The sequence below is a fragment of the Streptomyces sp. NPDC034099 genome (genome assembly GCF_055575415.1).
Genome location: NZ_JBVISR010000020.1, coordinates 25452 through 51229 on the forward strand (window position 1 = coordinate 25452; position 25778 = coordinate 51229).

The window sequence follows — 25778 nt, forward strand, 5'->3', positions numbered from 1 at the left end:
GGCGGGTTCACGTCCAGCCGGCGCTCTGCACGATGCGGATCGCGTCGATGCGGTTGCGGGCGCCCACCTTCCGGATCGCCGTGGCCATGTAGTTGCGGACCGTGCCCCGGGACAGGTGCAGGCGCGCCGCTATCTCCGCGACCGGCGCCCCCTGGGAAGCCAGGGCCAGTACCCCCAGTTCCCTGGTGGTCAGCGGCATCTCCGCGCCCTTCAGCAGGGCCACGGTGAGCGTCTCGTCCAGGAACCGCTCGCCCTTGGCGACCGTGTGCACCGCCGTGACCAGCCGATGGGCCGGGGCGTTCTTGTCGACCAGCCCGAGGGCGCCCCCGTCGAACGCCCTGCGCAGCACACCCGGCCGTTTGGCGGTCGTCAGGACGACGAGCCGGTCACCGTACCGAGCCCGCACCCCCGCGCCGCGTCCGTCCGGACCCGACAGGTACTCGCCGTCCACGACACAGACGTCGGCCGGCAACGCCGCACCCTCCGCACCGTCGGCGTCCGGGCACTGCGAGGCCGCCTCCAAGGTGTCCTCGGATCTCAGGAGTTGCACCAGCGCCGAACGCAACAGCGTCTCGTCGTGCACCACCACAACACGAACCATCTCCCCCACCTCATGTCGGCGGCGGTCCCGTTCGGACCGCCGACTCCGCGCGCCCCCGCGCCACCGGGCCATGTGCCCCTATTCGAGACGGTGGAACACGACGCGTACGCACGTGCGAACCGCAACGGAGGCAATTCGCCGCCCTCGGAGTCCCGTCGGGGGAGGGCCGGGACGGGTGGCCGGGCGAAGAAGGGCGGATAACACACCAATCCGCGGGCGGCTCCGGTCCGAGCGGCAACCGACGCGGGGCAGCCGTCTCCCGGCCTTGGTCCCTGGTGTCCTGGCCAGGGCGGGGTCCACCGGCCGGGACCGGCCGCCCGCCAAGTCCTGGCCCGGCCCGACCGCCGCCCGACGGACGGCGGGCCCGGCCGAAAACCGTCGCTGGCCAATCTGGCGCGAAAGCACCGCGCCGGTCGCCACCCCTCACTGTCAGTGGGTGTCCCTAGTCTTTGGCCAACACCACAGCAGAGCGTGTCGGTTCAGGGCCGACGCGTGTGCTGGGGGCCGTGTGTTCCTAGCAGCGGGAGAGGCGAAGACCTGATGGGTTGGCTGGCAGCGGGCGACACGTACGAAGTCGCTCTGGTGGGGGGCCGGGTGGTGGCGCGGTCCGCGTCGGCGACACCGGCGGCGGAGGGGAAGCGGGAGCGAACGCTGCCCGCGGAGATACAGGACCGCCCCGAGGTGGTCGAACTCCAGCGCTTCGCCGAGTGGCTGGACCGGCACGCCGCCGAGTGCGTGGCACAGGTCGACAACTGGATGGTGTCCTCGCTGCCCGTGCCGACCGGGCTGCTCGCGCGGGTGTGGCCCGACGAGGCGTGGCGGGCGGCGCTGCGCGACATCGTCGTGGTCGGCGAGGACCCCGACGAGGTCGGCTTCCTGCGCGACGCGGACGAGTCGGACGGGCTGCGGGTGGTGAACCTGGACGGCGAGACCGTCCGCCTGACCCCCCGTACGGTGACCATGCCCCACCCGGTCCTCCTTCCCGGTCTGGAGGAACTGCGCACCTTCGCCGCCGAGTCGGGCGTCGTCCAGGGTGTGGAGCAGATCCACCGGGCCACCTGGCCGGCGCCCGGGGAGACCGACGACGGCGGCACCGACGTGGTCACCGAGTTCGCGGGCGCCGAGTACCGCTCGTGGTTCCACCTGTCCGCCCGCGCCACCGCCCTCGGCTACCAGGTCTCCGGGAGCCGCATCGTCGGCCGGGTCCGGGACGCCGGACGCGTCTTCACCGCCTCCGTCGGCATGAGCGATCCCTACACCGAGGAGAAGGCCTGGACCGGCGGTCTGTCCTGGAGCCTCGGGGACGCCCACCGGCGCCTTCCGCTGCACGAGGTCGGCCCCGTCGCCTGGTCCGAGGGCATGCGCATGGCGGCGGCCCTGCACGCCGGCCGCACCGTGCCCACGGACGACGCCCAGTGAACGCCACAGCGGTACGCACACCCACGAAAGGCACGCGAGCATGAGCGACGGCACGACACGGGACGCGGCGGCAGAAGTGGAGGAGCTGCTGCGCGCCGGAGCGGTACTGCCGCCGGGCACCACCGGGGGAGGCGACCGGGCCGTGCCCGTGTTCACCCGGGCCTACCGGCACCCGGGCCTGGACGACCGGATCGTCGTGCGCCTGACGCCCGCCGCCCCGTCCGGCACGGAGCCCGCCGCGGGAGACCCGGCGGGCGGGGAAGACGGCGGGTTCCTCGGACTGCTGCCCGTGGGCGACCCGGTCGAGGTCGGCGTCGGACAGCACCGGGCCATGGGCTTCCCCGAGTGGGTGCTGGTCCGCCACCCCTCCGACGGCCATCTCGCGATGTCCCTGGTCGAGGAGATGAACAAGGTCGCGCGGACGGTGCGCTCCCGGGCGAAGAGGGCCCGCGCCACCTACGAGTCGATCGGCGCGCGCCTCGCGGGCTCCGTGCCGCACTTCCTGCCCACCTTCTACGAGGAGGCCGGCCGGGTGTTCCTGGCCGCCGGCGAGCAGGCGTACGCCTCCCAGATGTTCGTCAACGCGCGCAAGGCCGAGACGGCCCACGCCCTGCCGTTCGACGAGGCCCGCATGGACGCGGTGTTCCTGGAGTTCGCCCTCGCCGACGCCATGCCGACCAAGGTGCTGTCCAGTTACGCCAAGGGACTCTCGTCCCGGGTGCCGGCCGCCACCGCCTTCCGGCACCTGCGCGGGCTCTTCGTCCGGCTCGCCGCGCACGGCGTGGCCCCGTCGAGCCCCGGCGCGGGTGACCTGCGCAGGCTGGCGAAGGCCGTCGCGGGCAGGAACGCGCTCGCCGAGGAGATGGCCTACCTGCGCGAGATGCTGCCGCTGCCCGGCACCCTCAAGGCACCGCCCGGCTGGTGGAAGGCCCACCGGGCCGCCCTGGTGGAACTGACCCGGCGCGAACCCGCCGTCCGCGGCACCCTGCTCGGCCTGCTTCCCTCGGAGTGGGAGCACGAGGAGCTGGGACAGTGGCTCGACCTGCTGGACAAGACCGGCGCCACCGAGGGACTGTGCGACGCCGCGCTGCCCGCCGAGGCCCGGTCCCCCGACGGCACCGCCGGCTGGACGCGCAGGTTCCTCGCCCTGTGCCGCACCGACGAGCGGCGCATCGCACCGCCCGGGCTGTACCCGCTCGTCGACCGCATGGCCGACCCCCTCCGCGCCGAACTGCACGCCGAGAACGGTACGTTGCGGCCCCCCGTCGGCGACGTCAACCTCCTCGACCAGCTCCTCGCCCTGCGCGTCCCGGTCGGCGTCCCCGAGGACCGCGCGGGACTCAACCTCCAGGACTGGGCGGCCCTCCCGACGCGGCGCGACCTCGTCGCCCTGGCGGCCGACCTCCGCTTCCGCGCGGCCTTCCGCAGGGGCTGCCCCACCTACGAGCGCGACGGCATCGACAAGCGCACCGTGACCCGGCTGGCCGAGTCGCCCGGCGGCCGCCCGATGCTCGCCGAATGGGTGGCCGGGATCAGCCGGGGGTACCTCACCAGCGCACTGGGTGAGTTCTCCCTCTACAGCGGCCCGTTCCAGACGTTGAAGTGGCTGCCGGGCGAGATCCTGGCGACCGCCGAGAAGGAGGTGCGGGACGCCCTGAGCACCGGCATGGCGCCCGTGCTCGCCCGCGCGCTGCGGGACGGGCTGCTCGACGAACTGGGCTGGCCCGCCTGGGACGAGGCGATCGGCACGTCCACGCCACCGGAGCGGGCCCGCGAGACCCGCGTGGCCGAGGCCTGGCCGCACCTCGTCGTCCTCGACGGGCCGCACGCCCGGGTGATCGACGCGCAGGGCACGGTCCTCACGCACGAACTGCGCCTCCCGGACGACGCGGAGCGCCCCGACGTCCGGTACGTGGACGGCCGACTCCTGGTCTCCTGGTACACGCCCGCCACGTCCACCTCGTACGGCTACTGGTACCACCCCGACACGGGCATCTCGGACCCGACGGAACTCGACGGCGACGTGCGCTCCTCCTACGCCTGCCACGTGGACGGGAAGGGCGGGACGAACGGCATGCCGTCCGTCACCCTCCCGCTCCCCGGGGGCGGCAGGACCAGCGGCCGCGGAGTGCTGCGGCCGGGGGACACCCACGTCCCGTGGCGACGACAGGTGATCAGCGACGGCACGTCGTACTGGGTCTGGGTCGAGGACTGGTCCGCCGAGCGGAACAGCGCCTGGCATGCCTACGACCCGGCCGACGACACGGTGGGGGAGCGGGGCGGGCCGGTCTGGTTCGCCGAGGGGCTGCGCGCGGCGCCGGAGGGCAGCGCCCTCGACACCTCCTGGCTGCTGCCCGCCTTCTCCGCCGAGCCCGGGCCGGTGAGCGCCCCGGTGGACGGGGCGCTCGGCTGGCGGGTGATCACCCTGCCCGACGGCTCGCGGCGGGGAGAGGACCTGACCGGCCGCTCGGTCGTCGTACCGCGGCGCGTGGGCGGCAGCCCGGAGAACGCGCTGGTCTTCCCCGGCACCGACCGGACCGTCACCGTGATGCGCTGGTCGAGCGACATCCAGCTGCGGGACGCCGAGTGCGCGGTGCTCGCCCACGTCCACGGGGACCAGACAGCGGGTCCCTTCTCCGCGGGCACCCCCCTGCTGCCGCCCCTGCGCTACTGGCACCGGCTGCGGCCCCGCGACCCGCAGGGCTCCGCGGCGCTCCGCCGGGCCGGCGACGACGTCGCGGCGGCGCTGCTGGCGGCGGCCGTGGCCGAGCCGACCCGGGACGAGGCGGCGGAGGCCGGGGCGGCGGACCGGGAAGCGGTGCTCGCACCCGTCCGCACCCTGCTCCCGCAGGTCGGCCACGAGGCACTGCTCCGGGGCATCACCGGAGTGGCGCGCTACGCCGCCGAGCAGCAGCGCGTCCTGGACGAACTGCTCGCCCGGCTGGACTCGGCGGTCCAGGGCGAGACCCCGGAGGAACCGCGGCCCGCGCCCGGCGACCGCCTGCTCGCCTCGGCGCTGAACGGCGCCGGTCTGACGGAACGCGACGCGCGCGGATACTACGACTTCCGGCACGACCTCTTCGATCTGCCGCGACTCCTCGCCCGGTCGATGAGGGGCGAGGCCGAGCCGGCCCCCGCCGGCATCCTGCACCTGTCCCTCGACAAGCGGGAGCCGTTGGAGCACCTGAACGCGGTGGCCCTGCCCGAACTGCCCGCCGTACTGGCGCTCAGGGCGGCCTGCGAGGCCACCGTGGAGGAGCACCGGCAGGCCCAGGACGCCTTCCTCGGCGAACTGGACGCGCAGGGGCTGACGGAGCTGGACCCCGGCCACTGGCGCCGGGTCCACCTGGCCTTCGACCCCGACACGTTCGACGGGCCGGGCGCCACGCACGGGTACACCCGGGGGACCGTCCTCGACCTGGAGGGCGGGGAGTTCCTCGTCTTCCCCGACGACTGGTACCGGTTCGTCCGCGAGTGGGGGCCCTACGACATCAAGGGCAAGCACTACGGCGCCGTCCACCACGATCCGTCCGGCCGCTTCGAGACACCGGCCCCCTACACGCCGGTGTCCGAGGAGCCGTTCGTGCCGGAGCCGACGCGGGCACCCGGCTGGGTCGCCGCCTTCCGCGCCGAACTGGCCGAGCGCGGCCCCGCGCCCTGGCGCCCCGAGGCCGCCGACGAGTTCGCCCGGCTCACCGGCGTCACCCCGACCACGGCCCGGCTGGTGCTCGCCGGAATGCCGCAGATCGACGACAAACGCGTGGCGGTGCCCTCCGCGACCCTGAAGGTCATCGGCGTGAAGTCGGCCGACGCCGGCGTGGCCAAGGGCGAGCTGAGGTCCCTCGACAGCGGCGCCCTGCGGGCCGTCGTGGCGGCACTGCTGCCCACCGAACCGTCCCGGCTCTGGACGCACGGCCCCGACGTCGCCGCCGCGGCCGAGGTCTGGAACGAGCGGCTGGGCAGACGCACCCCGCTGCCCGAGGAGGTGCTCCACGACGCGGTCCGGACCGTCGAACCCGTGGGGTGGGCGCCCGCCGACGCCCTGCGGGGCTTCGTGGACCTGGCCACCGAGCCCCGGTTGACGAAGGACCTGACCTGGAGCTTCGGCCGCTATTACCTGGAGACCGCCGAGAAGACGCCCGGCTTCGACGGCTCGGTTCTCAAGGGAGCGGTGGCCCTGGCCGCCTGGCTCGCCCACCGGCTCCCGTCCGGGGACCCGCTGCGGGCCGTCCTGCCCGGCGTCCTGACCGCGCTGCGCGAGCGGCTGGCCCACCCCGGTCTGCTGCTCGCCCTCGACCGGCGGGGCGTCGACTGGGAGGCGTTCCGGCAGGCCGCCGGAGACCCGGCCGAGACCGGGGACGCCTTCGAGCGCCATGGCGCGGTCGTCCTGGGCACCGAGCGGACAGAACCGCTCCCCGCCATCCGGCCGGCGCTGCTGGACGCCGCCGGTCACGACCCCCACCTGGCGGCGCTGTCCACCGGTGCGCGGCCGAACGCCCAGGAGAGGGCACTGCGCCTGGTCCACGACCGGCCGTTCGCCGAGCTGCTCGCCGACCCGGGCAACCCGGTGGCGGGCGAGCGTGACGCGGACGGGCTGTGGTGGCCCCAGGACCCGGCCCGCTCGGTGCCCGACCTGGTCGGCGAGGCGGCCGAGCGGTACGGCATCGGTGAGGACGCCGCCGTCCTCTACCTGATGCTGCTCGCCATGCCGGACCCCACCGACCGCAACACCGCCCGCTGGACCGGCTGGGGCGGGCAGCGCGGCGGCACCGCCCGGCTGCGCGCCGCCCGGGCCGAACTCGCCGCCACCGACCTCGTGGTCGAGGGCAGCCGCCCCAAGGCCGGACGCGCGCTGTTCCTGCCCGGCGGCTGGACCCTGCCCGGCAACCCGCACCTGCCGCTGGAGCGGTGGAAGCTGCCGCTGTACGACCTGCGCGACGGCGAGTCGCCCGCCCTCGGCGTCCTCGTGCCCACCCGGCCCGTCGCCGCGCTGTACCGGGAGGCGTGGCGGCGCGTCCAGGACGGGGACGGGCCGCGACTGGAGGAACTGGAGGTGCCGCCACCGCGCAAGCGCCGCCGCTGACGACGGCCGGGGGGAGGGGGACGACCGCCGGACGGCCGTCCGGCGGTCGTCCCCCTCCCCCCGCCCTGCGTCAGCGCTCCAGTTGCTTGTGCGCCGTCTCCGGCAGCCTCAGGTACACCAGCGAGGACAGCAGGCACAGCACGGCGACGTACCAGGGGAAGAGCCCGGAGTGGCCCAGGTCCTTGAAGAGCGTGCCCACGTACGGTGCCGTGCCGCCGAACAGCGCCACCGTGAGCGAGTAGGGGAAGCCGATCCCGGCCGCCCGCACCCGGGGCGGGAAGACCTCGGCGTTGACGGCGGCGCTGATGGAGGTGAAGCCGGTCAGCAGGACCATCCCGGCGCACTGCACGAGCAGCAGGACGGCGAAGGAGTCGCGCAGGGAGTGCAGCAGCGGCACGCTCAGCAGCGCGAACCCCACGCCGAAGAAGAGCAGCGGGGGACGGCGCCCGAACCGGTCGGAGAGCATGCCGCCGAGCGGCTGGAGCAGCCCGAAGAAGGCCAGCGAGATGGTCCCCGCGAGCAGCGCGTCCGACTTGGCGACACCCGCGTTGAGTTCGGCGTACGTCGGCAGGTACGACGTCCAGGTGTAGTAGGCGATGGTGCCGCCCGCGGTGATGCCGCAGATCAGCAGGGACTCGCGCGGGTGGCGGCGCAGTGCCTCGAACAGGGCCGGGCGCGGCGCCCGTTGCTGCTCGCTGCTGCGGGTCTCCTGGGCGCCCTGCCGGATCCAGAAGCCGACCAGGCTGAGGACGGCGCCGAACACGAAGGGCACCCGCCATCCCCAGCCGTTCATCCGGTCCTCGCTCAGCGTGTCCACCAGCAGTGTCGCGATCCCGGAGGCCACCAACTGCCCCGCCGTGGTCGAGACGTACTGGAAACTGGAGAAGAGCCCGCGTCGGCCCGGCCCCGCGGACTCCACCAGGAAGGTCGTCGAGGCCGCGAACTCACCTCCCACCGACAGCCCCTGGAGCAGCCGTGCGACCACGAGGACCACCGGGGCCAGCACACCGGCCGCCGTGTAGGTCGGGGTAAGCCCGACCAGCAGACTGCTGCCGCCCATCAGCAGGATGGTGACGGTCAGCGCGGCGCGCCGCCCGCGCCGGTCCGCGATCGCGCCCATCAGCAGCCCGCCGACGGGCCGCATGAAGAAGCCCACCGCGAACACGGCGAACGTCGACAGCAGCGGCACCAGCGAGTTGTCCGCGCTCTCGGGAAAGACCTGGTCCGCGATGTAGGTGGCCAGGAAGGTGTACGCGTACCAGTCGTACCACTCCACGGCGTTGCCCACCGAGGCGGCGAGGAGCTGGCGTACGGGCCGTCGGGTCGGGGGTGCCGGTGCGTCCGTGTCCATGCCTGTCATGATCGCGACCATCCCCGGACGGCGGGCCCGGCACACCTCGCGTACCGGTGACTTTCACACCAGCGCCACCGGACCCTTCCCTGACGTTTGCTGCTCCTGGAACACTCCTTTCGCGCGCATTCCGTCATCACCCGGCACCGTCCGGCCGGTTGAACCACCCCCAAGGCGAGAGGTCCCTCACCCCATGGCCGAAGTGAACCGGCGCAGATTCCTCCAACTCGCGGGCGCCACCACGGCGTTCAGCGCCCTCTCCGCGAGTATCGACCGGGCCGCCGCGCTGCCGGCGAACCACCGCTCGGGGTCGATCGAGGACGTCGAGCACATCGTCGTGCTGATGCAGGAGAACCGTTCTTTCGACCACTACTTCGGAAGGCTGCGCGGGGTCCGCGGCTTCGGCGACCCGCACCCGGTGAGGCTGGACGACGGCAGGTCGGTGTGGCACCAGCGCAAGGGCGACGGCACCGAGGTGCTGCCGTTCCACCCGGAGGCCGACGACCTCGGCATGCAGTTCCTCGAAGGGCTGCCGCACGGCTGGTCCGACGGACAGGACGCCTACCACAACGCCAAGTACGACCGGTGGCTGCCCGCCAAGGGCACCACCACCATGGCGTACCTGACCCGCGAGGACATCCCCTTCCACTACGCGCTCGCCGACACCTTCACCGTCTGCGACGCCTACCACTGCTCCTTCATCGGCTCCACCGACCCCAACCGCTACTACCTGTGGTCGGGGCACACCGGCAACGACGGCGAGGGCGGCGGCCCGGTCCTCGGCAACGACGAACTCGGCTACGACTGGACGACGTACCCCGAGCGGCTGGAGGCGGCCGGGGTCTCCTGGAAGATCTACCAGGACGTCGGCGACGGCCTCGACGCGGCCGGCCACTGGGGCTGGATCGATGACGCCTACCGCGGCAACTACGGCGACAACTCCCTGCTGTACTTCAACAAGTACCGGAACGCCGAGCCCGGCGACCCCTTGTACGACAAGGCCCGCACCGGTACCGACGCCAAGAGCGGCGAGGGCTACTTCGACCGGCTGCGCGCCGACGTCAAGGCGGGCAAGCTGCCGGAGATCTCCTGGATAGCCGCCCCGGAGGCGTTCTCCGAGCACTCCAACTGGCCCTCGAACTACGGCGCCTGGTACATCTCCCAGGTCCTGGACGCGCTCACCTCCAACCCGAAGGTCTGGGCGAAGACCGCCCTGTTCATCACGTACGACGAGAACGACGGCTTCTTCGACCACGTGGTGCCGCCGCTGCCGCCGAAGTCCGCCGCACAGGGCCGGTCCACCGTCGACGTCTCCCTGGACGTCTTCCAGGGCAGCGCCAAGCACCGGGAAGGCTTCTACGGGCTCGGCCCGCGCGTGCCCATGCTGGTCGTCTCGCCGTGGAGCAAGGGCGGCTTCGTCTGCTCCGAGACCTTCGACCACACCTCGGTCATCCGCTTCATGGAGCGCCGCTTCGGCGTCCACGAGCCGAACATCTCACCCTGGCGGCGCGCCGTCTGCGGCGACCTGACCTCCGCCTTCGACTTCTCCCGCACGGACAGCCGCCCGGCCCGGCTGCCGGACACCGACGCCTACGAGCCGCCGGACCGCGAACGCCACCCCGACTACCGTCCGACACCGCCCGCGGACCCCGGCATGCCCCGGCAGGAACGCGGGTCGCGCCCCTCCCGCCCGCTGCGCTACGCCCCGCACGTGGACGGTGCCGTGGACACGGCGGCCGGGAAGTTCACCCTGGCCTTCGCCTCCGGTGCCCGGGCCGGCGCCGCCTTCCTCGTCACCTCCGGCAACCGCACCGACGGCCCCTGGACGTACACCACCGAGGCCGGCAAGACCCTCGCGGACACCTGGAACTCGGCCTACTCCGCCGGCTCCTACGACCTGACCGTGCACGGCCCGGCCGGCTTCCTGCGCGTCTTCCGGGGCGCCAACGGGGTCGCCGGACCCGCCGGGCCCGAGGTCACCGCGCGGCACGACGGCGACGACCTCCGGCTGACCCTCACCCACACCGGGACCGGCACGGTCCGGCTGCGGATCGCCAACGCCTACGACGGCCGCACCCGGACCCTCACCGTGCGCCCCGGCACCACCGTGCGCCACACCGTCGACCTCGCGCGCAGCCGCCGCTGGTACGACGTGACGGTCACCTCCGAGACCGACCCGGCCTTCCTGCGGCGCTTCGCCGGGCACGTGGAGAACGGCCGGCCGGGGACCAGCGACCCGGCGATCATCACGGACTGAGGCGGCGCCCGACCCGGAACTAGAGTCGCGTGAGGTGCCCCGGCCCCGGCTGCCGGGGCACCAGCCCGGGACCCATCTGCCCCGAGCCCTCCGGCACCGGCCCGGGCAGCGGACCGGGCGGACCCGCGGCCACCGGGCCCGCGGGCTCCGGCCGCACCGGGGTCGCCCGGCTCAGCTGGAGCACTCCCCAGGCGGCCAGCGCCGCACCGGTCAGCGCGAGGAGCACGCCGCCCGCGCCGCCCCTGAGCCGCTCTCCGAGCAGGGAGAGCCCGATCACCGCGGCGGCCACCGGATTGGCCAGGGTCACCACCGCCAGCGGGGCACCGAGGCCGCCCCGGTACGCCGTCTGGGACAGCAGCAGTCCGCCCGTCGCGAAGGCGGCCACCAGCACGGCCACGCCGATCACCTGGACGCTCAGCAGCGGGCCCGTGCGGTCGGTGACGGCGACCGTGACGGTCTGGGTGAGCGCCGAGGCGATGCCGGACGCGATGCCGGACGCCGCCGCGTGCCGCAGCCCCGGCCGGGCGCCGGGCCACGACAGCGCGCCGATCAGCGCGGCCGTCGCGCCGGACACGGCCAGCGCCTCGGGCACGCTCAGCACGTCCTCCGGCGCGGGCCCCGACGCGGTGAGCAGCAGTGCGCCGAGCCCCAGCAGCGTCAGCCCGGTGCCCCGCCACTCGATCGCGCTCACCCTGCGGCCCGCCAGCCGCGCCCCCAGGGGCACCGCCGCGACCAGGGTGAGCGCGCCGAGCGGCTGGACCACGGTGAGGGGACCGTACTTGAGCGCCACCACGTGCAGCAGTGCCGCCGAGGCGTTGAGCGCGACCGCCCACCACCAGGCACCTGAGGCCAGCATCCGCAGCGCACCGGCGCCGGAGGCGCGCGAGGCCAGCCGCTCCTGGGCGACGGCCGCGGCGGCGTAGGCGCAGGCCGAGACGAGCGACAGCAGTACGGCGACGAGGGCGGCGTTCACCGGCCCGCCCCGACCAGTTCGGGCCGCTCGGCCGACGGCCGGTGCCGGACCTCGGACCGCCGGTGGGGCAGGCCGCACCGCGGCCGCTGCGGCGCGCGAGGCAGTCGCAGCACCGCCAGCGCGAGGCCGAGCAGCGCCGTGGCCACGATCACGTCGAGCCAGTAGTGGTTCGCGGTGCCCACGACGACCAGCAGCGTCATCAGCGGATGCAGCAGCCACAGCCGGCGCCACCGGGTCCGCGTCGCGGCGATCAGACCGATCGCCAGCATCAGGGCCCAGCCGAAGTGCAGCGAGGGCATCGCCGCGAACTGGTTCGACAGCGCGTCGGTGCGCGGCGGACCGTACACCGAGGGGCCGAAGAGCCGGGCCGTGTCGATCAGCCCTGTGGCACCCAGCATGCGCGGCGGGGCGAGCGGAAAGAGCAGGTGCAGCACCAGGGCGGCGCCGGTCACGGCGGCCAGGACCCGACGGGCCCAGACGTAGTGCGCGGGCCGTCGCAGGTACAGCCAGACCAGGAAGGCCAGGGTGGCCGGGAAGTGGACGGCGGCGTAGTACGTGTTCGCCACGTGGACCAGCGTGTCGCCGTGCAGGAGCAGCGACTGGACCGCGCCCTCGTCGGGCAGCCGCAGCACGCGCTCCCAGTCCCACACGTGGTGGGCGTTGCGGAAGGCCTCGGCGGTGTGTCCCGTCGCCAGCCGGCGGCCGAACTTGTACACGAGGAAGAGCCCGGCCACGAGCAGGAGCTCACGGACGAGCGGTGGACGCGCGGGCGCGTCCGGCCCCGCTTCTGCGGGATCGCTGCGGGCATTCATCCCCCGGCCCCTTCGCTGACGGTGGTGCGTGTGGCTCGTATCGGGTACGGGGGCGTGTGACGGTTCTCATCGATACGACCTCGTTCCGATACGCCAGTGTACCGATACGGTGGTGTACCGGTACACTGGCGTATCGATAGACATGGGACACACTGGGTGCGGGACCGGAACGGGGTTCCGTGGACGAGCGAGAGGGAGCCGAGGCGATGACGTCGCAGGACGCGGAGCGACCGGAAACGGCCGGCACCTCGCGCCGCTCCAAGCTCACGCCGGAGCGTGAGCAGGAGTTCTTCGACGCCGTGCTCGACCAGCTCCGCTCCTGCGGCTACGACGCCGTCACCATGGAGGGCATCGCCGCCAGCACGCGGTGCAGCAAGTCCACGCTCTACCGGCAGTGGAAGACCAAGCCCCAGTTCGTGGCCGCCGCCCTGCGCTCCAACCGCCGGGTGCGCTTCACCGGCATCGACACCGGGTCGCTCGCCGGGGACCTGCGCCAGGCGGCAGCGGCCGCGGGCGAGGGGACGGGCAAGGACACCGGGCTGCTCCAGGCGCTCGGCCACGCGGTCATGGAGGACCCGGAACTCAAGTGCGCGCTGCGCGAGGCGCTCGTCGAGCCGGAGATCGCCGCGCTGCGGGCGATCCTCGCGCGCGGTGTGGCACGGGGCGAGGTGCCGGCCGGGCACCCGGCGCTGGAGTACGTGCCCGCACAGCTCTTCGGCATGCTGCGGATGCGGCCCGTCCTGGAGGGCGAGCAGGCGGACGCGGCGTACCTCGTGCGGTTCGTCGAGGCCGTCGTGCTGCCGGCGCTCGGCCTCCCCTGAGACTCAGGCCGCCGTCCACGGGATGACTGGACGGTGGCCTGCCCGCGCCGCACCGTGGGGACGGGGGCGGCGCGCACCCCCGGCCGGGTGGGGCACCCTTTGAGCGGAAGGGCGCCCCACCCGGCCGACAGTTTTCCGGCGGTGCCTCGTAAGGCACCGCCGGACTCGTCAGACGTCCTGGCCGTCGCCCCCGCCGCCGGCCGTGGTGTCCACCTTTATGCCCTTGGTTATCTCGTCGATGACCGTCTGCTTCTGGTCGGTGTCGACACCGAAGCGCACGACGACGATGCGCGAGGCGTCGGAGGGCGAGGGGAAGGCCAGCGACTCGACATAGCCGTCGGAGCCCTTGGCGGTGACCGCCTTCCAGCGGACCAGGTAGCCCTTCTGCCCGGCGACCGTGACCGCCTTGGAGGCCAGCTCGTCGTGCGAGGTGATCCCGCCGTAGGACTCGCCGCCGTAGGACTCCTCGGCGTTCGCCTCGATGTCGGCCTTCGCGACCTCCTCCGCGGTGCTGCCCTTGGTCTTCAGGAGCATGGCGGGGGCCGAGTAGGCGCCGCCCTTCGTGCAGGACTTGGAGGTGTCGCCGGGGCACTTGTAGGCGTCGTCCGCCGTCAACTGCGCTCCCACCTGCAGCTCCTGCCCCGACCAGCCGTCCGGGATGGGCAGGCTGATCCCGCTGAACGCGTCCGTCACCGAGCCGCTGTCGACCGTGGGCGGCTCCGACTCGCCGGGGGAGTCCGGTGCGGGCGACCGGCCGTCCTCGCCGCCGCCGTTGCCGCCGCCCGAGTCGCCGAACGGGTCGCCGCCGTCGCCGGGGCCGCGCCGGTCCTGCTGCGCGGCGCCCGCGTCGTGGCCGCCCGAGCCGTCGTCGGTCAGCGCGTACACGCCGACCCCGATGCCGGCCAGTACCGCCACGGCCGCCGCGACGGCCGTCACGGTTCGCAGCCGGCGCCGCCGTGCCGGCGGCGGCTGGACCGGAACGCCCGGGTACCCCGGGTGCACGGGGTACCCGGCCGTCGTGTCCTGCACCGGCGGCTGGAACGGGGGCCGGGCGGGCGGCTGCGCGGGCGGTGCCCCCGCGGCGTCCGCCCCCGCGGGGCGCACCTGGTCGGTCCACGCCGTGCCGTCCCACCAGCGCTCGGTGGCGGGACCGTCATTCTTCTGTCCGGGGTCCGGGTACCACCCGGGAGGAGTCGCCTGCGTCATGCGCCCACCGTATGAGGCGTCGGTGAAAGCCGGATGAGAGGCCCGTCCCGGTCGCCGCGCGGGCCGGTCCGGCTGCCCCGCGCCGCGCGAGGTTGACGGGTGTCCGACCGCACCGCCGCTGATGACGGGCCCGGCGCGTCGTCCGCGCTTTACCGCATGTCACCCGTCACGGCAACTGGTCGGTGGAGCACTCACCACTTGCGCGATCGGAGGGCTAGGCTCAGGCTCTGTACGTCATTCGGGCGACTCGGGGAGGTAGCGGGATGACGGAGGTACGGCGGGTGGGCGCCGTCCCGGCCTCCCTCTGGGAGCGCGACGAGGAAATCGCCACCATCACGCGTGCGGTGGACACCCTGTGCGCGGACCGCTCGTCCCCCGGCACCCTGCTGGAGGCCCGCGGCGAGGCCGGGGTGGGCAAGACGGCGCTGCTCGCCGAGACCCGCCGCATCGCCGAGGCCCGGGGCTGCACCGTCTGGTCGGCACGCGGCGGCGAGACCCTCAGGTCCGTCCCCTTCAACGTGGTGCGCCAACTGCTCCAGCCCGCCCTGGTGTCCATGCTCCCCGAGGAGGCCCGCGAGTACCTCGGCGACTGGTACGACATCGCGGGCCCCGCCCTCGGCATAGCGGACCCCGGCGAGCGGCAGGCCGACCCGCAGGGCGTGTGCGACGGCCTGGTCGCCGCCGTACGCCGGCTCTCCCGCCGGGAGTGGCCGCTGGTGCTGCTGATCGACGACGCGCACTGGGCCGACCAGGAGACCCTGCGCTGGCTCGCCGCGCTCACCGAACGGCTCGACGAGACCTCCGTCCTGGTCGTCCTCGCCCGCCGCCCCGGCGACGTCAGCGGGGACAGCGCCCGCCATCTGGAGGCGGCCACCGCCGTCGGCCGGCCCCTCGCCCCGCTGAACGCCCTCACCCCCGAAGCGACGGCCGGACTCACCCGCGCCACGCTGGGCGCCCACGCCGAGGCCGCCTTCTGCCGCGAGGTGTGGGCCGTCACCGGCGGCAACCCCTACGAGACCGTCGAACTCCTCGCCAAGGTCCAGGACAGCGAACTGCAGCCCGTCGAGGCGGAGGCCGCCGAACTGCGTGCCCTGAACCGCTCCGCCCGCGGCGGCGGTCTCGTCGCCCGACTGGAGCAACTCGGCGTCGACTCCACCCGGTTCGCCTGGGCCGCGGCCATCCTCGGCGGCGGCATCACCGTCGACATGGTGGCCCGGCTCGCCACTCTGGACCCCGCCGACGCCGCCCGCTGCGCCGAACTGCTCAGGGGCGCCCGGATCCTGTCCGTACCCGACGCCACCGCCGGACAACCGGGCGCGGGAGAGCTGGAGTTCGTCCACCCGCTGATCGCCACCGCCGTCTACAACTCCATCCCCGACGCGCTGCGCACGGCGATGCACGGCATAGCGGCCCAGCTGGTCGCCGACTCCGGGCTGGGCGCGGCCGCCGCCTCCCGGCATCTGCTCAAGGTGCACCCCGACGACGACCAGGAAGTCGTGGCCCAGCTGCGCGAGGCCGCCCGCGAACACCTCGCCGTCGGAGCCCCCGACGCGGCCCGGCGCTGCCTCGAACGGGCCCTGCAGGAACCGCCGTTGCCGGAATCCCACGCCCGCGTGCTGTTCGAGCTGGGCTGCGCCACGCTCCTCACCGCGCCCGCCACCACCATCGGCCACCTGCGCACCGCGCTCGCCATGCCCGGCCTTGAGGGCGAGCAGCGCGTGGACGCCGTCTTCCGGCTCTCCCAGGCCCTGCTCCACAACGACCAGCTGGAGGAGGCCGTCCGCACCGTCGAGGCGGAGGCCGCCCGCAACCCCGACCCCTCGGCGCGGCTGCGCCTCCAGGCCGCCCAGTACATGTGGGAGGGCATCCACGCCGGCGAGACCTCGTCGCCCCACCGCTCCGCACGCCTGGCCGAACTCGCCGCCACCTGCACCGGCCGCGACAACGCCGAGCGCGCCCTGCTCATCCTGCGCGGCTTCGACGCCATGACCCACGGCGAGAGCGCGGACGAGGTCGTCGAGCTGTGCGACCGCGCCCTCGTCAACGGCCGCCTCGCCCCCGGACTCGGCTGGACCGACACCGAGTGGGGCCTGGAACTGCCGATGATGCTGGCCAGCTCCTACGCCTACGCCGACCGGCTCGACCGCGCCGAGGCACTGTTCACCGAGGCCCTGCGCGCCTACGAGAGCGCCGGCTGGAGCGGCGGCCACCTCTCCCTCGCACACGCCTACGTCGGTCTCGGCCACCGCAGGAGGGGCCGCCTCAAGGAGGCCGAGCAGTCGCTGCGCGAGTCACTGCGCATCGCGGAGCGCGTCGGCCGGGGACTGCCGCTGTACTGGTCGGCGACCTGCAACCTGATCGACACCCTGCTCGCCCGCGGCCATGTCGAGGAGGCCCGGATTGTCGCCGACCAGTACGGCTTCGCACCGCCCTACCCGTCGACGATCGTGCTGCCCGACCCCCGCCCGGTGCGCGGGCGGCTGCTGCTCGCCACCGGCCGCACCGAGGAGGGCGTCAACGAACTGGAGGCCGCCGAGAAGGCGGCCGCCGCGCGTGGCCGGCACAACCCGGTGGTCGTCCCCTGGGCGACCGAACTGGCCCGGGCGCTGGCCACCGAGGATCCCGGCCGCGCCGCACAGCTGGCCACCGACGCCCGCCGCCAGGCCGAGCGCTTCGGCACGGACACGGCGATAGGAGAGGCCCTGCGCTGCGCCGCCGCGCTGGAGACCGGCCAGCGCGCGGTCCGGCTGGCCGCCCAGGCCGTCGCCTACCTGGAAGCATCGCCCTGCCAGTACGAACACGCCGCCGCCCGCGTGGAGTACGGCATCGTCTCCCGCTCGGCCGCCGAGCTGAACCGGGGCCTGGCGCTGGCCGAGTCCTGCGGCGCCGACGGCCTCGCGGCCCGCGCCCGTCAGGCCCTGGCGGCGGGACACACGGGCTGAGGCCCCGCCAGGACGCGCCGAGGGGTTCACTCCGCGGCGCCGTCCGCCTCCTCGGCCAGCACCCGCTGGGCCGTCGCGAACGCCGAGTTGGCGGCCGGCACCCCGCAGTACACCGCCGTCTGGAGCAGCACCGCGCCGATCTCGTCCGGCGTCAGCCCGTTGCGCCGCGCCGCCCGCACATGCATGGCCAGCTCCTCGTAGTGGCCGTGCGCGACCAGCGCCGTCAGCGTGACCATGCTGCGCTCGCGGCGCGAGAGCGTGTCGTCGGTCCAGATCTCGCCCCACGCGTAGCGCGAGATGAAGTCCTGGAAGCGGGCGGTGAACGGCGTCTGCCGCCCCTGCGCCCGGTCCACGTGCGCGTCGCCCAGCACCTCGCGCCGTACCGCCATGCCCCGCCGGGCCCCGCCGTCGAAGTGCGCCCGCAGCGCCGTCAGCACCGCCTCGGGCCGCTCGGCCGGCGCCAGGTGCGAGGCGCCCGGGATCTCCGTCAGCGTCGAGCCCGGCACCGCGTCGGCCAGCTCCCGCAGGTGCGCGGGCGGTGTGGCCGGGTCCTCGCGCCCCGCGATCAGCAGCGTCGGCGCGGAGATCTCCCCGACCCGGTCCCGCAGGTCGAAGGCGGCCAGCGCGTCGCAGCAGGCCGCGTACGCGTCCGGGTCGGCGTCCCGGTGGTCCCGGACCAGCCGCGGCACGGTGAACCCCGGGGTGAACCACCGGGCGTCCGCGCTCTCGGCGAGCCGCCCGAGCCCCTCTTCGCGCACCTGCGCCGCCCGCTCCTCCCACGGCCGCACGCCGCTGAAGTGCGCCGACGAACAGACCACCGCGAGGGACGACACCCGCTCCGGACGGTGCACGGCCAGATGCAGGCCCACCGCGCCGCCCAGGGACACCCCGGCGTAGGCGAACCGTTCCACGCCGAGCGAGTCGGCGAGCGCGAGCACCAGATCGGCCAGGTCCGCGACGGTGGCGCCGGGCCCGATCAGGTCGGCTCGCGATCCTCCGTGCCCCGGCAGGTCCCAGCGGATCACCCGGTGCCCGATGGACAGTTCGGGAGCCACCGCGTCCCACAGCGCGTACGAGGTGCCCAGCGAGGGCCCCAGCAGCAGCGGGGGAGCGGATTCGGGGCCTTCGGACAGGTGGTTGAGGGTGGTCGTCAACGTCGCTCCAGAGCACGGTCGGTGAGGGCGGCGGCGGCCCCCGTGTAGCGGGCGGGGTCGGTTGCGGCGGCCAGGTCGAGTTCCCGCAACTCCGGTACCTCGGCCAGCAGTTCGCCCAGGCTCCGGTCCTCGGCGTAGGCACGCGCCGCCAGTTCGGTGAGCAGTTCCTTGGCGCGGGCCCGCCCCAGCACCGGCGCCAGTTCGGCCGAGAGCCGCTCCGAGACGATCAGTCCGTGGGTGAGACCGAGGTGTGCCCGCATCACGTCCGGGCGCACCCGCAGTCCCTCGGTCAGCTCCGCGGCGTCACGGGCGGCGCCGCCGGTCAGGCGCAGCAGGTCCCGCAGTGGCTCCCACTCCGCGTGCCAGGCCCCGGCCGGCCGCTCGTCCTCGGCGGCCAGCGAGCCGTACAGTGTGGCCGCGAGCTGCGGGGCGCGCCGGGCGGCTGCCGCGATCAGCGTGGCCCGCACCGGATTGGCCTTGTGCGGCATCGCCGACGAACCGCCCCCGCTGCCCTCGGCGACCTCGCCGATCTCGGTGCGGGACAGCGTCAGCACGTCCACGGCGACCTTCCCGAGCGCCCCGGCGGTGAAGGCGAGGGCGCCGGCCAGGTCGGCGACCGGAGTGCGCAGGGTGTGCCAGGGCAACAGCGGTTCCCGCAGGCCCAGTTCACGCGCGTACGCCGCCGGGAGACGGACCGGGTCCGTCGCGCCGTACGCCTCGAAGGCGGCCAGGGTGCCTGCCGCGCCGCCGAGTTGGACGGGCAGCGTGTCCCGCACCGCCGTGATCCGGTCCCGTGCGTCCAGCACCAGCGAGCGCCATCCGGCCGCCTTCAGCCCGAAGGCCGTCGGCACGGCGTGCTGGGTGAGCGTCCGCCCCGGCATCGGCGTGTCCCGGTGCTCGGCGGCCAGCCGGGCCAGCGCCCGTTCCGTACGGGCGAGGTCGGGCAGCAGCAGGTCCAGGGTGCGGACGGCGACCAGCATCGTCGCCGTGTCCAGGATGTCCTGGCTGGTCGCGCCCCGGTGCACATACGGCCCGTACGGCTCGCCGACCGCCCGCGTGAGGTCGGCCACCAGGGGGATGACCGGGTTCCCGCCGCCCCGGGCCCGCTCGGCGAGGGAGCGCGCGTCGAAGGCGGCCGGGTCGGCCGCGGCCGCGCCCACCGCGTCCGCCGCCTCGGCCGGGGCGAGCCCCAGCGCGGCCTGGGCACGGGTCAGCGCCGCCTCCGCGTCGAGCAGGGCCCGCAGATACGCCAGGTCACCCGCCGCGGACGCGGCCGGCGAGCCCGCCCACCCGGGGGCGAGCAGACTCGTGTCGGCGGAGGCGTCGGTGTCGGCGGGGTCGGCAGGTGATGTCACTGGAACTCCAGGAAGACCGTCTCGCCCTCGCCCTGAAGGCGGATGTCGAAACGGTACGTGCCCCGGCCCTCGTCCGCCGCGATCAGCGTGTCGCGGCGCTCGGCGGGCACCCGGGACAGCAGCGGGTCGGCGGCGAGTACCGCCGCGTCGCCCGGCAGGTAGATCCGGGTGAACAGGTGCACCAGCAGCCCGCGCGCGAACACGCACACGCTCACGTACGGCGCGCTCCGCCCGCGCGCCCCGGGCCGCAGCGTCCGCGCGTACCAGTGGCCGTTCGCGTCGGTCTGGATGCGCCCGAAGCCGGTGAACTCGACGCCATTGCGGCCCAGGAAGCCGCCGGAGGCCGGGTCGCGCCGCATCGAGCCGTCGGCGGTCGGCACCCGGCCCTCGGTGTCCGGCCCCCACAGCTCCAGCAGGGCGTCGGGCAGCGGGTTGCCCTCGCCGTCGTACACGTACCCGTGCACGGTGACCGTGTCCGGGTGCCCGGCGGGCGCGATGTCCTCGCCGCCGCGGAAGGGCAGGGCGTACCCGTAGAAGGGGCCGACCGTGTGCGACGGCGTGGGCAGCACCTGTTCCGGGATGCTCGTGTCGATCTTCGTCATGGCGGGTCAGCGTCCTTCTTCGATCCAGGTGGCGTCCGGGCCGTCGAGCACGATGTCCCAGTGGTAGCCGAGCGAGAACTCCGGCACGGACAGACTGTGGTCGTACGTCGCGATCAGCCGCTGCCGCGCCGCGTCGTCCGTCACCGACTGCAGGATCGGGTCGTACGGGAACAGCGGGTCGTTCGGGAAGTACATCTGCGTGACCAGGCGCTGGGTGAAGGCCGAGCCGAACACGGAGAAGTGGATGTGCGCGGGGCGCCAGGCGTTGACGTGGTTGCGCCACGGGTAGGGGCCGGGCTGCACGGTGGTGAAGCGGTAGAAGCCGTCGCCGTCGGAGAGGGTGCGCCCCACACCGGTGAAGTTCGGGTCCAGCGGCGCGTCGTGCTGCTCGCGCCGGTGGGCGTAGCGCCCGGCCGAGTTGGCCTGCCAGATCTCCACGAGCTGTCCGCGCACGGGCTTGCCGTTCCGGTCGAGGAGACGGCCGGAGACGGTGATGCGCTCGCCGACCGGCTCGCCGGTGTGCTGCCGGGTCAGGTCGTTGTCGATCTCGGTGATGTCCCGCTCCCCGAATGCGGGCGAGGACAGCTCCACCAGCTCCGGGTCCTTGCTGACGTCGATGGCGATCGGCGGCTGCTTCGGGTGGCGCAGCACCGAGGAGCGGTACGGGGCGTAGGCGCGGCGCGGGTGGTGCTCGACGGGCGCGCCGTCGGCGACCCGCTTCTCGTAGGCGGCGTGCTCGGCCGCGATCTCCGCGTCGATGTCGTGCTGGGTGAGAGTCATAGGGGATCCCGTGGGTGACTAGCGGTCGAGGACCAGGGCCAGGCCCTGGCCGACGCCGATGCAGAGGGTGGCGATGCCGGTTCCGCCGCCCTTGCGGGCCAGCTGGTGGGCGACGGTGCCGGCGAGGCGGGCGCCCGAGGCGCCGAGCGGGTGGCCGAGGGCGATGGCACCGCCCTGCGGGTTGAGCACCGCGGGGTCGAACTCGGGCCACTCGGCGACGCAGCCCAGCACCTGGGCGGCGAAGGCCTCGTTGAGTTCGAGCACGTCCAGGTCGCCGAAGGTCCGCCCGGCCTTGGTGAGCGCCCGGTTCACCGCCTCGACGGGGGCGAGGCCGAAGTACTGCGGGTCGGTCGCCGAGACCCCGGTGGCCGAGACCCGGGCGAGTGGCTCCCGGCCGGTGGCGCGCAGTCCTTCCTCGTCGACCAGGAGCAGCGCCGCGGCGCCGTCGTTGAGCGGGGAGGCGTTCCCTGCGGTCACGGTCCCGTCGGTCTTCCGGAAGGACGGCCTGAGCCTCGCCATCGCCTCCAGGGACGCGTCCGCGCGTACGCACTCGTCGGCGGCGAAGTCCACCGGGCCGCCCTTGCGGCGGGGTACGGGCACGGGCGCCAGCTCGGCGTCGAACAGGCCGTCGGCCTGGGCCCGGGCCGCCTTCCCGTGCGAGGCGAGGGCGAACTCGTCCTGCTGCTCGCGGGTGATCCCGTGCTTGTCCGCGATCAGCTCCGCCGACTCGCCGAGCGGGATCGTCCACTGCGGGTCCATCGCCGGGTTGACCATGCGCCAGCCCAGGGTGGTCGAGTACATCTCGGTGTGCCCGGCGGGGAAGGGCCGGTCCGGCTTGGGCAGCACGTACGGCGCCCGGGTCATCGACTCCACGCCGCCCGCGAGCACGACCGACGCGTCGCCGACCGCGATGGCACGGGCGGCCTGGATCACCGCTTCGAGGCCGGACGCGCACAGCCGGTTCACCGTGACGCCGGGGACGGTGGTGGGCAGGCCGGCCAGGAGGGCGGCCATGCGGGCGACGTTGCGGTTCTCCTCGCCCGCTCCGTTGGCGTTGCCGAAGCAGACGTCGTCGATCCGGGACGGGTCCAGGCCGGGCGTACGGGCGAGGAGTTCACGGATCGCGTGCGCGGCGAGGTCGTCGGGGCGTACGCCCGCCAGGCCCCCGTTGTACTTGCCGAACGGGGTGCGCACCGCGTCGACGATGTAGACGTCCTTCACTTCACTCCCTCCGCTACGACGAGCTTGGCGTCGGTCCTGGCGACGACCTCGTCGACGCCCACACCCGGGGCGGTCTCCACCAGGACCAGGCCGTCGTCGGTGACGTCGAGGACGCCGAGGTCGGTGATGACGCGGTTGACGCAGGCCTTGCCGGTGAGCGGCAGGACACACTCCTCAAGGATCTTGGGGGAGCCGTCCTTGGCGGTGTGGGTCATGACCACGATGACGGTGCGGGCGCCGTGGACGAGGTCCATCGCGCCGCCGATCCCGGTGATCATCTTGCCGGGTACGGCCCAGTTCGCGAGGTCGCCGGAGGCGGAGATCTGCATCGCGCCGAGCACCGCCACGTCGATGTGCCCGCCCCGGATCATGCCGAAGGACAGCGCCGAGTCGAAGAAGGCGGCGCCCGGCCGGACCGTGACCGTCTCCTTGCCCGCGTTGATCAGGTCGGGGTCCACCTCGGCCTCGGTGGGGTACCGGCCGGTGCCGAGGATGCCGTTCTCCGACTCCAGGGTGACCTCGACGCCCTCGGGGAGGTAGTTCGGGATCAGGGTGGGCAGGCCGATGCCGAGGTTGACGTACTGGCCGTCCCGCAGCTCCCGCGCGGCCCGCGCGGCCATCTGTTCACGCGTCCACGCCATCAGGAACTCACCGTCCCTCGTGCCGGAGGCGCGGAAATCGTACGCCGCTCTGTCTTCTTGTCGGCGGCCTGTTCGGCCGTCAGTGCCACCACCCGCTGGACGAAGATCCCGGGCAGGTGCACCGCGTCCGGGTCGATCCCGCCCGGCTCGACCAGCTCCTCCACCTCGGCGACCGTCACCCGCCCGGCCATCGCCGCCAGCGGGTTGAAGTTCCGGGACGACTTCGCGAAGACCAGGTTCCCGTGCCGGTCGCCCTTCGCCGCGCGGACCAGCGCGAAGTCGGTGCGGATGCCGCGCTCCAGCACGTACTGCGTCCCGTCGAACTCGCGGACCTCCTTCGGCGGTGAGGCCAGCGCGACCCCGCCCGACCCGTCGTACCGCCACGGCAGTCCGCCGTCGGCGACCTGGGTGCCGACCCCGGCGGGGGTGTAGAAGGCGGGGATGCCCGCGCCGCCGGCCCGCAGCCGCTCGGCCAGGGTGCCCTGCGGGATCATCTCCACCTCCAGCTCACCGCCGAGGTACTGGCGGGCGAACTCCTTGTTCGCGCCGATGTAGGAGCCGGTCACGCGGGCGATGCGCCCGGCGGCCAGCAGGACGGCCAGCCCGGAGTCCATCGCCCCGCAGTTGTTGGAGACCACCGACAGCCCGCCGGTCCCGCGCTCGTGGAGCGCCTGGATCAGTACGTTCGGCACACCGCTCAGCCCGAAACCGCCCACCGCGAGCGACGCGCCGTCGGGCACGTCGGCCACCGCCTCACTGGCCGTGGCCACCACCTTGTCCATCCGAGAAGCCCCATCTCTTCCGCGCGCCCCGGGAGCAGATACTCAGGGCACTGAGTATTCAAGCGAGGTTGCCCACACGCTGCCACCGGGCGGCCGAGGCGTCAAGACCCACAAAATGCGAGGTAGATCGTATGGGGCGTTCTCGGATGTTCACACTCTGCGCCATGTATCGTCAGTGCACCGATGAAAGTGACCACGGGAGTGCGCGCATGGCAGCGGTCGATCTGACCACCCACCCCGGCCACCTGGCCAGGCGGCTGCAGCAGGCGCACTACCTGCTGTGGAACACGATGGTCTCGGAGGAGACCACCTCGCCGCAGTACGCCGTCCTCAACGCCCTCGTCGCCGAGCCGGGCCTGGACCAGCGCACCGTGGGGGAGAGGGTGGGCCTGGACCGGTCCACCATCGCAGAGGTGGTCAGCCGGCTCGGCCGCCGCGGGCTGCTCGACAAGGTCCGTGACCCGCACGACGGCCGCCGGTCCCTGCTCCGGCTCACCGACGAGGGGCTGCGCGTGCACCGCAGGCTGGGCGTGCGCATCGCCCGCATGAACCAGGTGTTCCTGGCCCCGCTCGCCGCCGAGGAGCAGGCGGTGTTCTTCGATCTCATCCGCCGGGTCGCGGACGCCGCGGAAGGGCTCCGCAACCCGGCGGAGCCGACGGCGGCACCGGGCTGACCCGGCGCCGCACCGGCCGGGCGCGGGCGGCTCAGGAATCGCCCGCGAAGACCACCCACACCTGGCCCTCGGCGAAGTTCAGCGGCTTGCCGTCCCCGGTGGTGAAGGTGGTGCCGTCCGCGGCCGCCCCCCGCTTCCAGGCCGCGTCGTACGCGCGCCCGTCGCGCAGCACCTCCGCCCGCCCGGAGCCCACCGACTCGACGTAGGGCGAGTTGCTGCCGCGGAAGTCGCGGAACTCCGACTCGCGTACCTTCACGTGCTGCACGACGACCGTGGCCGGGGCCAGCCGTCCGCCGTCCGCCGTGCGGGCCGGGTCGCCGTCCAGGGAGACCAGCCACCGGTCCCGGCTCCCGGACCAGGTGAACGTGAAGCTCGCCGAGGGGTAGCGCACCGTGTGCGAGGACTCCGCCCGGCCGCCCGCGGGAGCCTTGCCGTAGGTGAACCCGGTGGTGAGGGCCGCCTTCCCCGAGGGCTCCGGGAGCAGCTTGCCGGGTCGCAGGTAGAGGTTGTGCGGGGCCTGCCGGTCCGCGGCGCGGACGTAGGCGTCGGAGTCCTCGCCCGGTGGCTCCGCGCGCAGGGGGGCCTTGTCGATGAGCGGCAGCAGCTTGCTCTGCGCGCCGGAGAACGCCAGCACCGGCCGGTCGAACTGGCCGAGCAGCTCCAGGTCGGACTCGCGGGCGCTGCGCACCGGGCCCACCGAGGCGGGCAGCTCGGTGGCGTAGATCGCCATCAGCCGGCTCAGTCCGGCCTCCACCGGCTCGGCGTAGACGACGTCCGCGGCCTCCAGGCCCGTCTGCGGACGGGCCGCGCGCACATTGTCGACCTTCACGGCGAGCACGGGGCCCGAGGCGGGGGCCGCGCTGTGCGACCGCTCCGGTTCCGGTGCCCGCCCGTCCTGCCGCGCACCGGGCCCCGCCGTGCAGCCCGCCGCGGCCAGCGAGACCGCCACCGCCGCCGTCAGCAGAGCGGCATACCGCCCCCTGCGCGTCCCTCGTCGCATCCCGACCATCCGTCCACCCATCCTGTGTCATCGATTGTGCGCTTCTTGAAGCATTTCGTGCCATATCTGACTGAATCCGATACGGCACATGGAACGGGGCAGAT

General features: G+C 74.0%; 19 protein-coding genes. 6 read left to right on the plus strand and 13 right to left on the minus strand.

The window, feature by feature from the left end; genetic code table 11:
• Nucleotides 1–7: 7 nt before the first annotated feature.
• A complete protein-coding gene (locus tag ACZ56V_RS36165) occupies nt 8–610 on the minus strand; it encodes a LuxR C-terminal-related transcriptional regulator (RefSeq protein WP_398918243.1) in 603 nt (200 codons plus the stop codon).
• A gap of 531 nt (nt 611–1141) precedes the next feature.
• Between ACZ56V_RS36165 and ACZ56V_RS36170 the strand changes: the two genes are divergently transcribed.
• Nucleotides 1142–2020: a DUF4132 domain-containing protein gene (locus ACZ56V_RS36170; protein ID WP_467384146.1), complete on the plus strand. Its 879-nt coding sequence runs from the start codon at nt 1142–1144 to the stop codon at nt 2018–2020.
• 40 nt (nt 2021–2060) lie between these two features.
• Nucleotides 2061–7103, plus strand: coding sequence for a DNA-binding protein (locus ACZ56V_RS36175; protein ID WP_468947849.1), 5043 nt, complete (start codon nt 2061–2063; stop codon nt 7101–7103).
• Between the two features lie 70 nt (nt 7104–7173).
• Here ACZ56V_RS36175 and ACZ56V_RS36180 read toward each other — a convergent pair whose 3' ends face one another.
• Nucleotides 7174–8475 carry an MFS transporter gene (locus ACZ56V_RS36180; RefSeq protein ID WP_468947850.1) on the minus strand — a complete coding sequence of 434 codons (1302 nt, stop codon included), beginning with the start codon at nt 8473–8475 and terminating at the stop codon, nt 7174–7176.
• A gap of 172 nt (nt 8476–8647) precedes the next feature.
• Between ACZ56V_RS36180 and ACZ56V_RS36185 the strand changes: the two genes are divergently transcribed.
• Complete coding sequence (locus ACZ56V_RS36185) at nt 8648–10711, plus strand: phosphocholine-specific phospholipase C (protein WP_468947852.1); 2064 nt, start codon at nt 8648–8650, stop codon at nt 10709–10711.
• Between the two features lie 19 nt (nt 10712–10730).
• Here ACZ56V_RS36185 and ACZ56V_RS36190 read toward each other — a convergent pair whose 3' ends face one another.
• Nucleotides 10731–11684, minus strand: a complete 954-nt coding sequence (locus tag ACZ56V_RS36190; RefSeq protein ID WP_467384152.1) for a DMT family protein — start codon at nt 11682–11684, stop codon at nt 10731–10733.
• The gene (locus ACZ56V_RS36195; RefSeq protein WP_467384153.1) at nt 11681–12496 is read right to left on the minus strand and encodes a phosphatase PAP2 family protein; all 816 of its coding nucleotides are present in this window, start codon (nt 12494–12496) and stop codon (nt 11681–11683) included. The genes ACZ56V_RS36190 and ACZ56V_RS36195 overlap by 4 nt, the downstream gene beginning before the upstream one ends.
• Nucleotides 12497–12702: 206 nt before the next feature.
• On the opposite strand from ACZ56V_RS36195, the gene ACZ56V_RS36200 reads away from it, so the two are divergent.
• Complete coding sequence (locus ACZ56V_RS36200) at nt 12703–13317, plus strand: TetR/AcrR family transcriptional regulator (protein WP_398918256.1); 615 nt, start codon at nt 12703–12705, stop codon at nt 13315–13317.
• Between the two features lie 168 nt (nt 13318–13485).
• Here the strand turns inward: ACZ56V_RS36200 and ACZ56V_RS36205 are convergent, their stop codons facing one another.
• Nucleotides 13486–14523, minus strand: a complete 1038-nt coding sequence (locus tag ACZ56V_RS36205) for a DUF2510 domain-containing protein (protein ID WP_398918257.1) — start codon at nt 14521–14523, stop codon at nt 13486–13488.
• Between the two features lie 263 nt (nt 14524–14786).
• Here ACZ56V_RS36205 and ACZ56V_RS36210 point away from each other — a divergent pair, with 263 nt between their 5' ends.
• The gene (locus ACZ56V_RS36210; RefSeq protein ID WP_467384157.1) at nt 14787–17465 is read left to right on the plus strand and encodes an ATP-binding protein; all 2679 of its coding nucleotides are present in this window, start codon (nt 14787–14789) and stop codon (nt 17463–17465) included.
• A 26-nt stretch (nt 17466–17491) separates the two neighbouring features.
• Here ACZ56V_RS36210 and pcaDC read toward each other — a convergent pair whose 3' ends face one another.
• From pcaDC to ACZ56V_RS36245, 7 genes are read right to left on the minus strand one after another with little or no spacing between them, the layout of a single operon-like run.
• Entirely contained in the window at nt 17492–18619 is a 1128-nt protein-coding gene (pcaDC, locus tag ACZ56V_RS36215; RefSeq protein ID WP_398917698.1) for a bifunctional 3-oxoadipate enol-lactonase/4-carboxymuconolactone decarboxylase PcaDC, read from the minus strand.
• Nucleotides 18616–19974 carry a 3-carboxy-cis,cis-muconate cycloisomerase gene (gene pcaB, locus ACZ56V_RS36220; protein ID WP_468947854.1) on the minus strand — a complete coding sequence of 453 codons (1359 nt, stop codon included), beginning with the start codon at nt 19972–19974 and terminating at the stop codon, nt 18616–18618. The genes pcaDC and pcaB overlap by 4 nt, the downstream gene beginning before the upstream one ends.
• Nucleotides 19971–20576: a protocatechuate 3,4-dioxygenase subunit alpha gene (gene pcaG, locus ACZ56V_RS36225; RefSeq protein WP_398917702.1), complete on the minus strand. Its 606-nt coding sequence runs from the start codon at nt 20574–20576 to the stop codon at nt 19971–19973. The genes pcaB and pcaG overlap by 4 nt, the downstream gene beginning before the upstream one ends.
• Nucleotides 20577–20582: 6 nt before the next feature.
• Nucleotides 20583–21356: a protocatechuate 3,4-dioxygenase subunit beta gene (pcaH, locus tag ACZ56V_RS36230; RefSeq protein ID WP_467384160.1), complete on the minus strand. Its 774-nt coding sequence runs from the start codon at nt 21354–21356 to the stop codon at nt 20583–20585.
• Nucleotides 21357–21374: 18 nt separating this feature from the next.
• Nucleotides 21375–22577: a thiolase family protein gene (locus tag ACZ56V_RS36235; RefSeq protein ID WP_467384162.1), complete on the minus strand. Its 1203-nt coding sequence runs from the start codon at nt 22575–22577 to the stop codon at nt 21375–21377.
• Nucleotides 22574–23218 (minus strand): CoA transferase subunit B, encoded by a 645-nt coding sequence (locus ACZ56V_RS36240; protein WP_468947857.1) that lies wholly within the window; start codon nt 23216–23218, stop codon nt 22574–22576. The genes ACZ56V_RS36235 and ACZ56V_RS36240 overlap by 4 nt, the downstream gene beginning before the upstream one ends.
• Nucleotides 23218–24000, minus strand: coding sequence for a CoA transferase subunit A (locus tag ACZ56V_RS36245; RefSeq protein WP_468947859.1), 783 nt, complete (start codon nt 23998–24000; stop codon nt 23218–23220). The genes ACZ56V_RS36240 and ACZ56V_RS36245 overlap by 1 nt, the downstream gene beginning before the upstream one ends.
• A gap of 209 nt (nt 24001–24209) precedes the next feature.
• On the opposite strand from ACZ56V_RS36245, the gene ACZ56V_RS36250 reads away from it, so the two are divergent.
• A complete protein-coding gene (locus ACZ56V_RS36250) occupies nt 24210–24674 on the plus strand; it encodes a MarR family winged helix-turn-helix transcriptional regulator (RefSeq protein ID WP_398917712.1) in 465 nt (154 codons plus the stop codon).
• Nucleotides 24675–24705: 31 nt separating this feature from the next.
• On the opposite strand, the gene ACZ56V_RS36255 is transcribed toward ACZ56V_RS36250, so the two are convergent.
• Complete coding sequence (locus ACZ56V_RS36255) at nt 24706–25674, minus strand: DUF3048 domain-containing protein (protein WP_398917714.1); 969 nt, start codon at nt 25672–25674, stop codon at nt 24706–24708.
• Between the last annotated feature and the right edge of the window lie 104 nt (nt 25675–25778).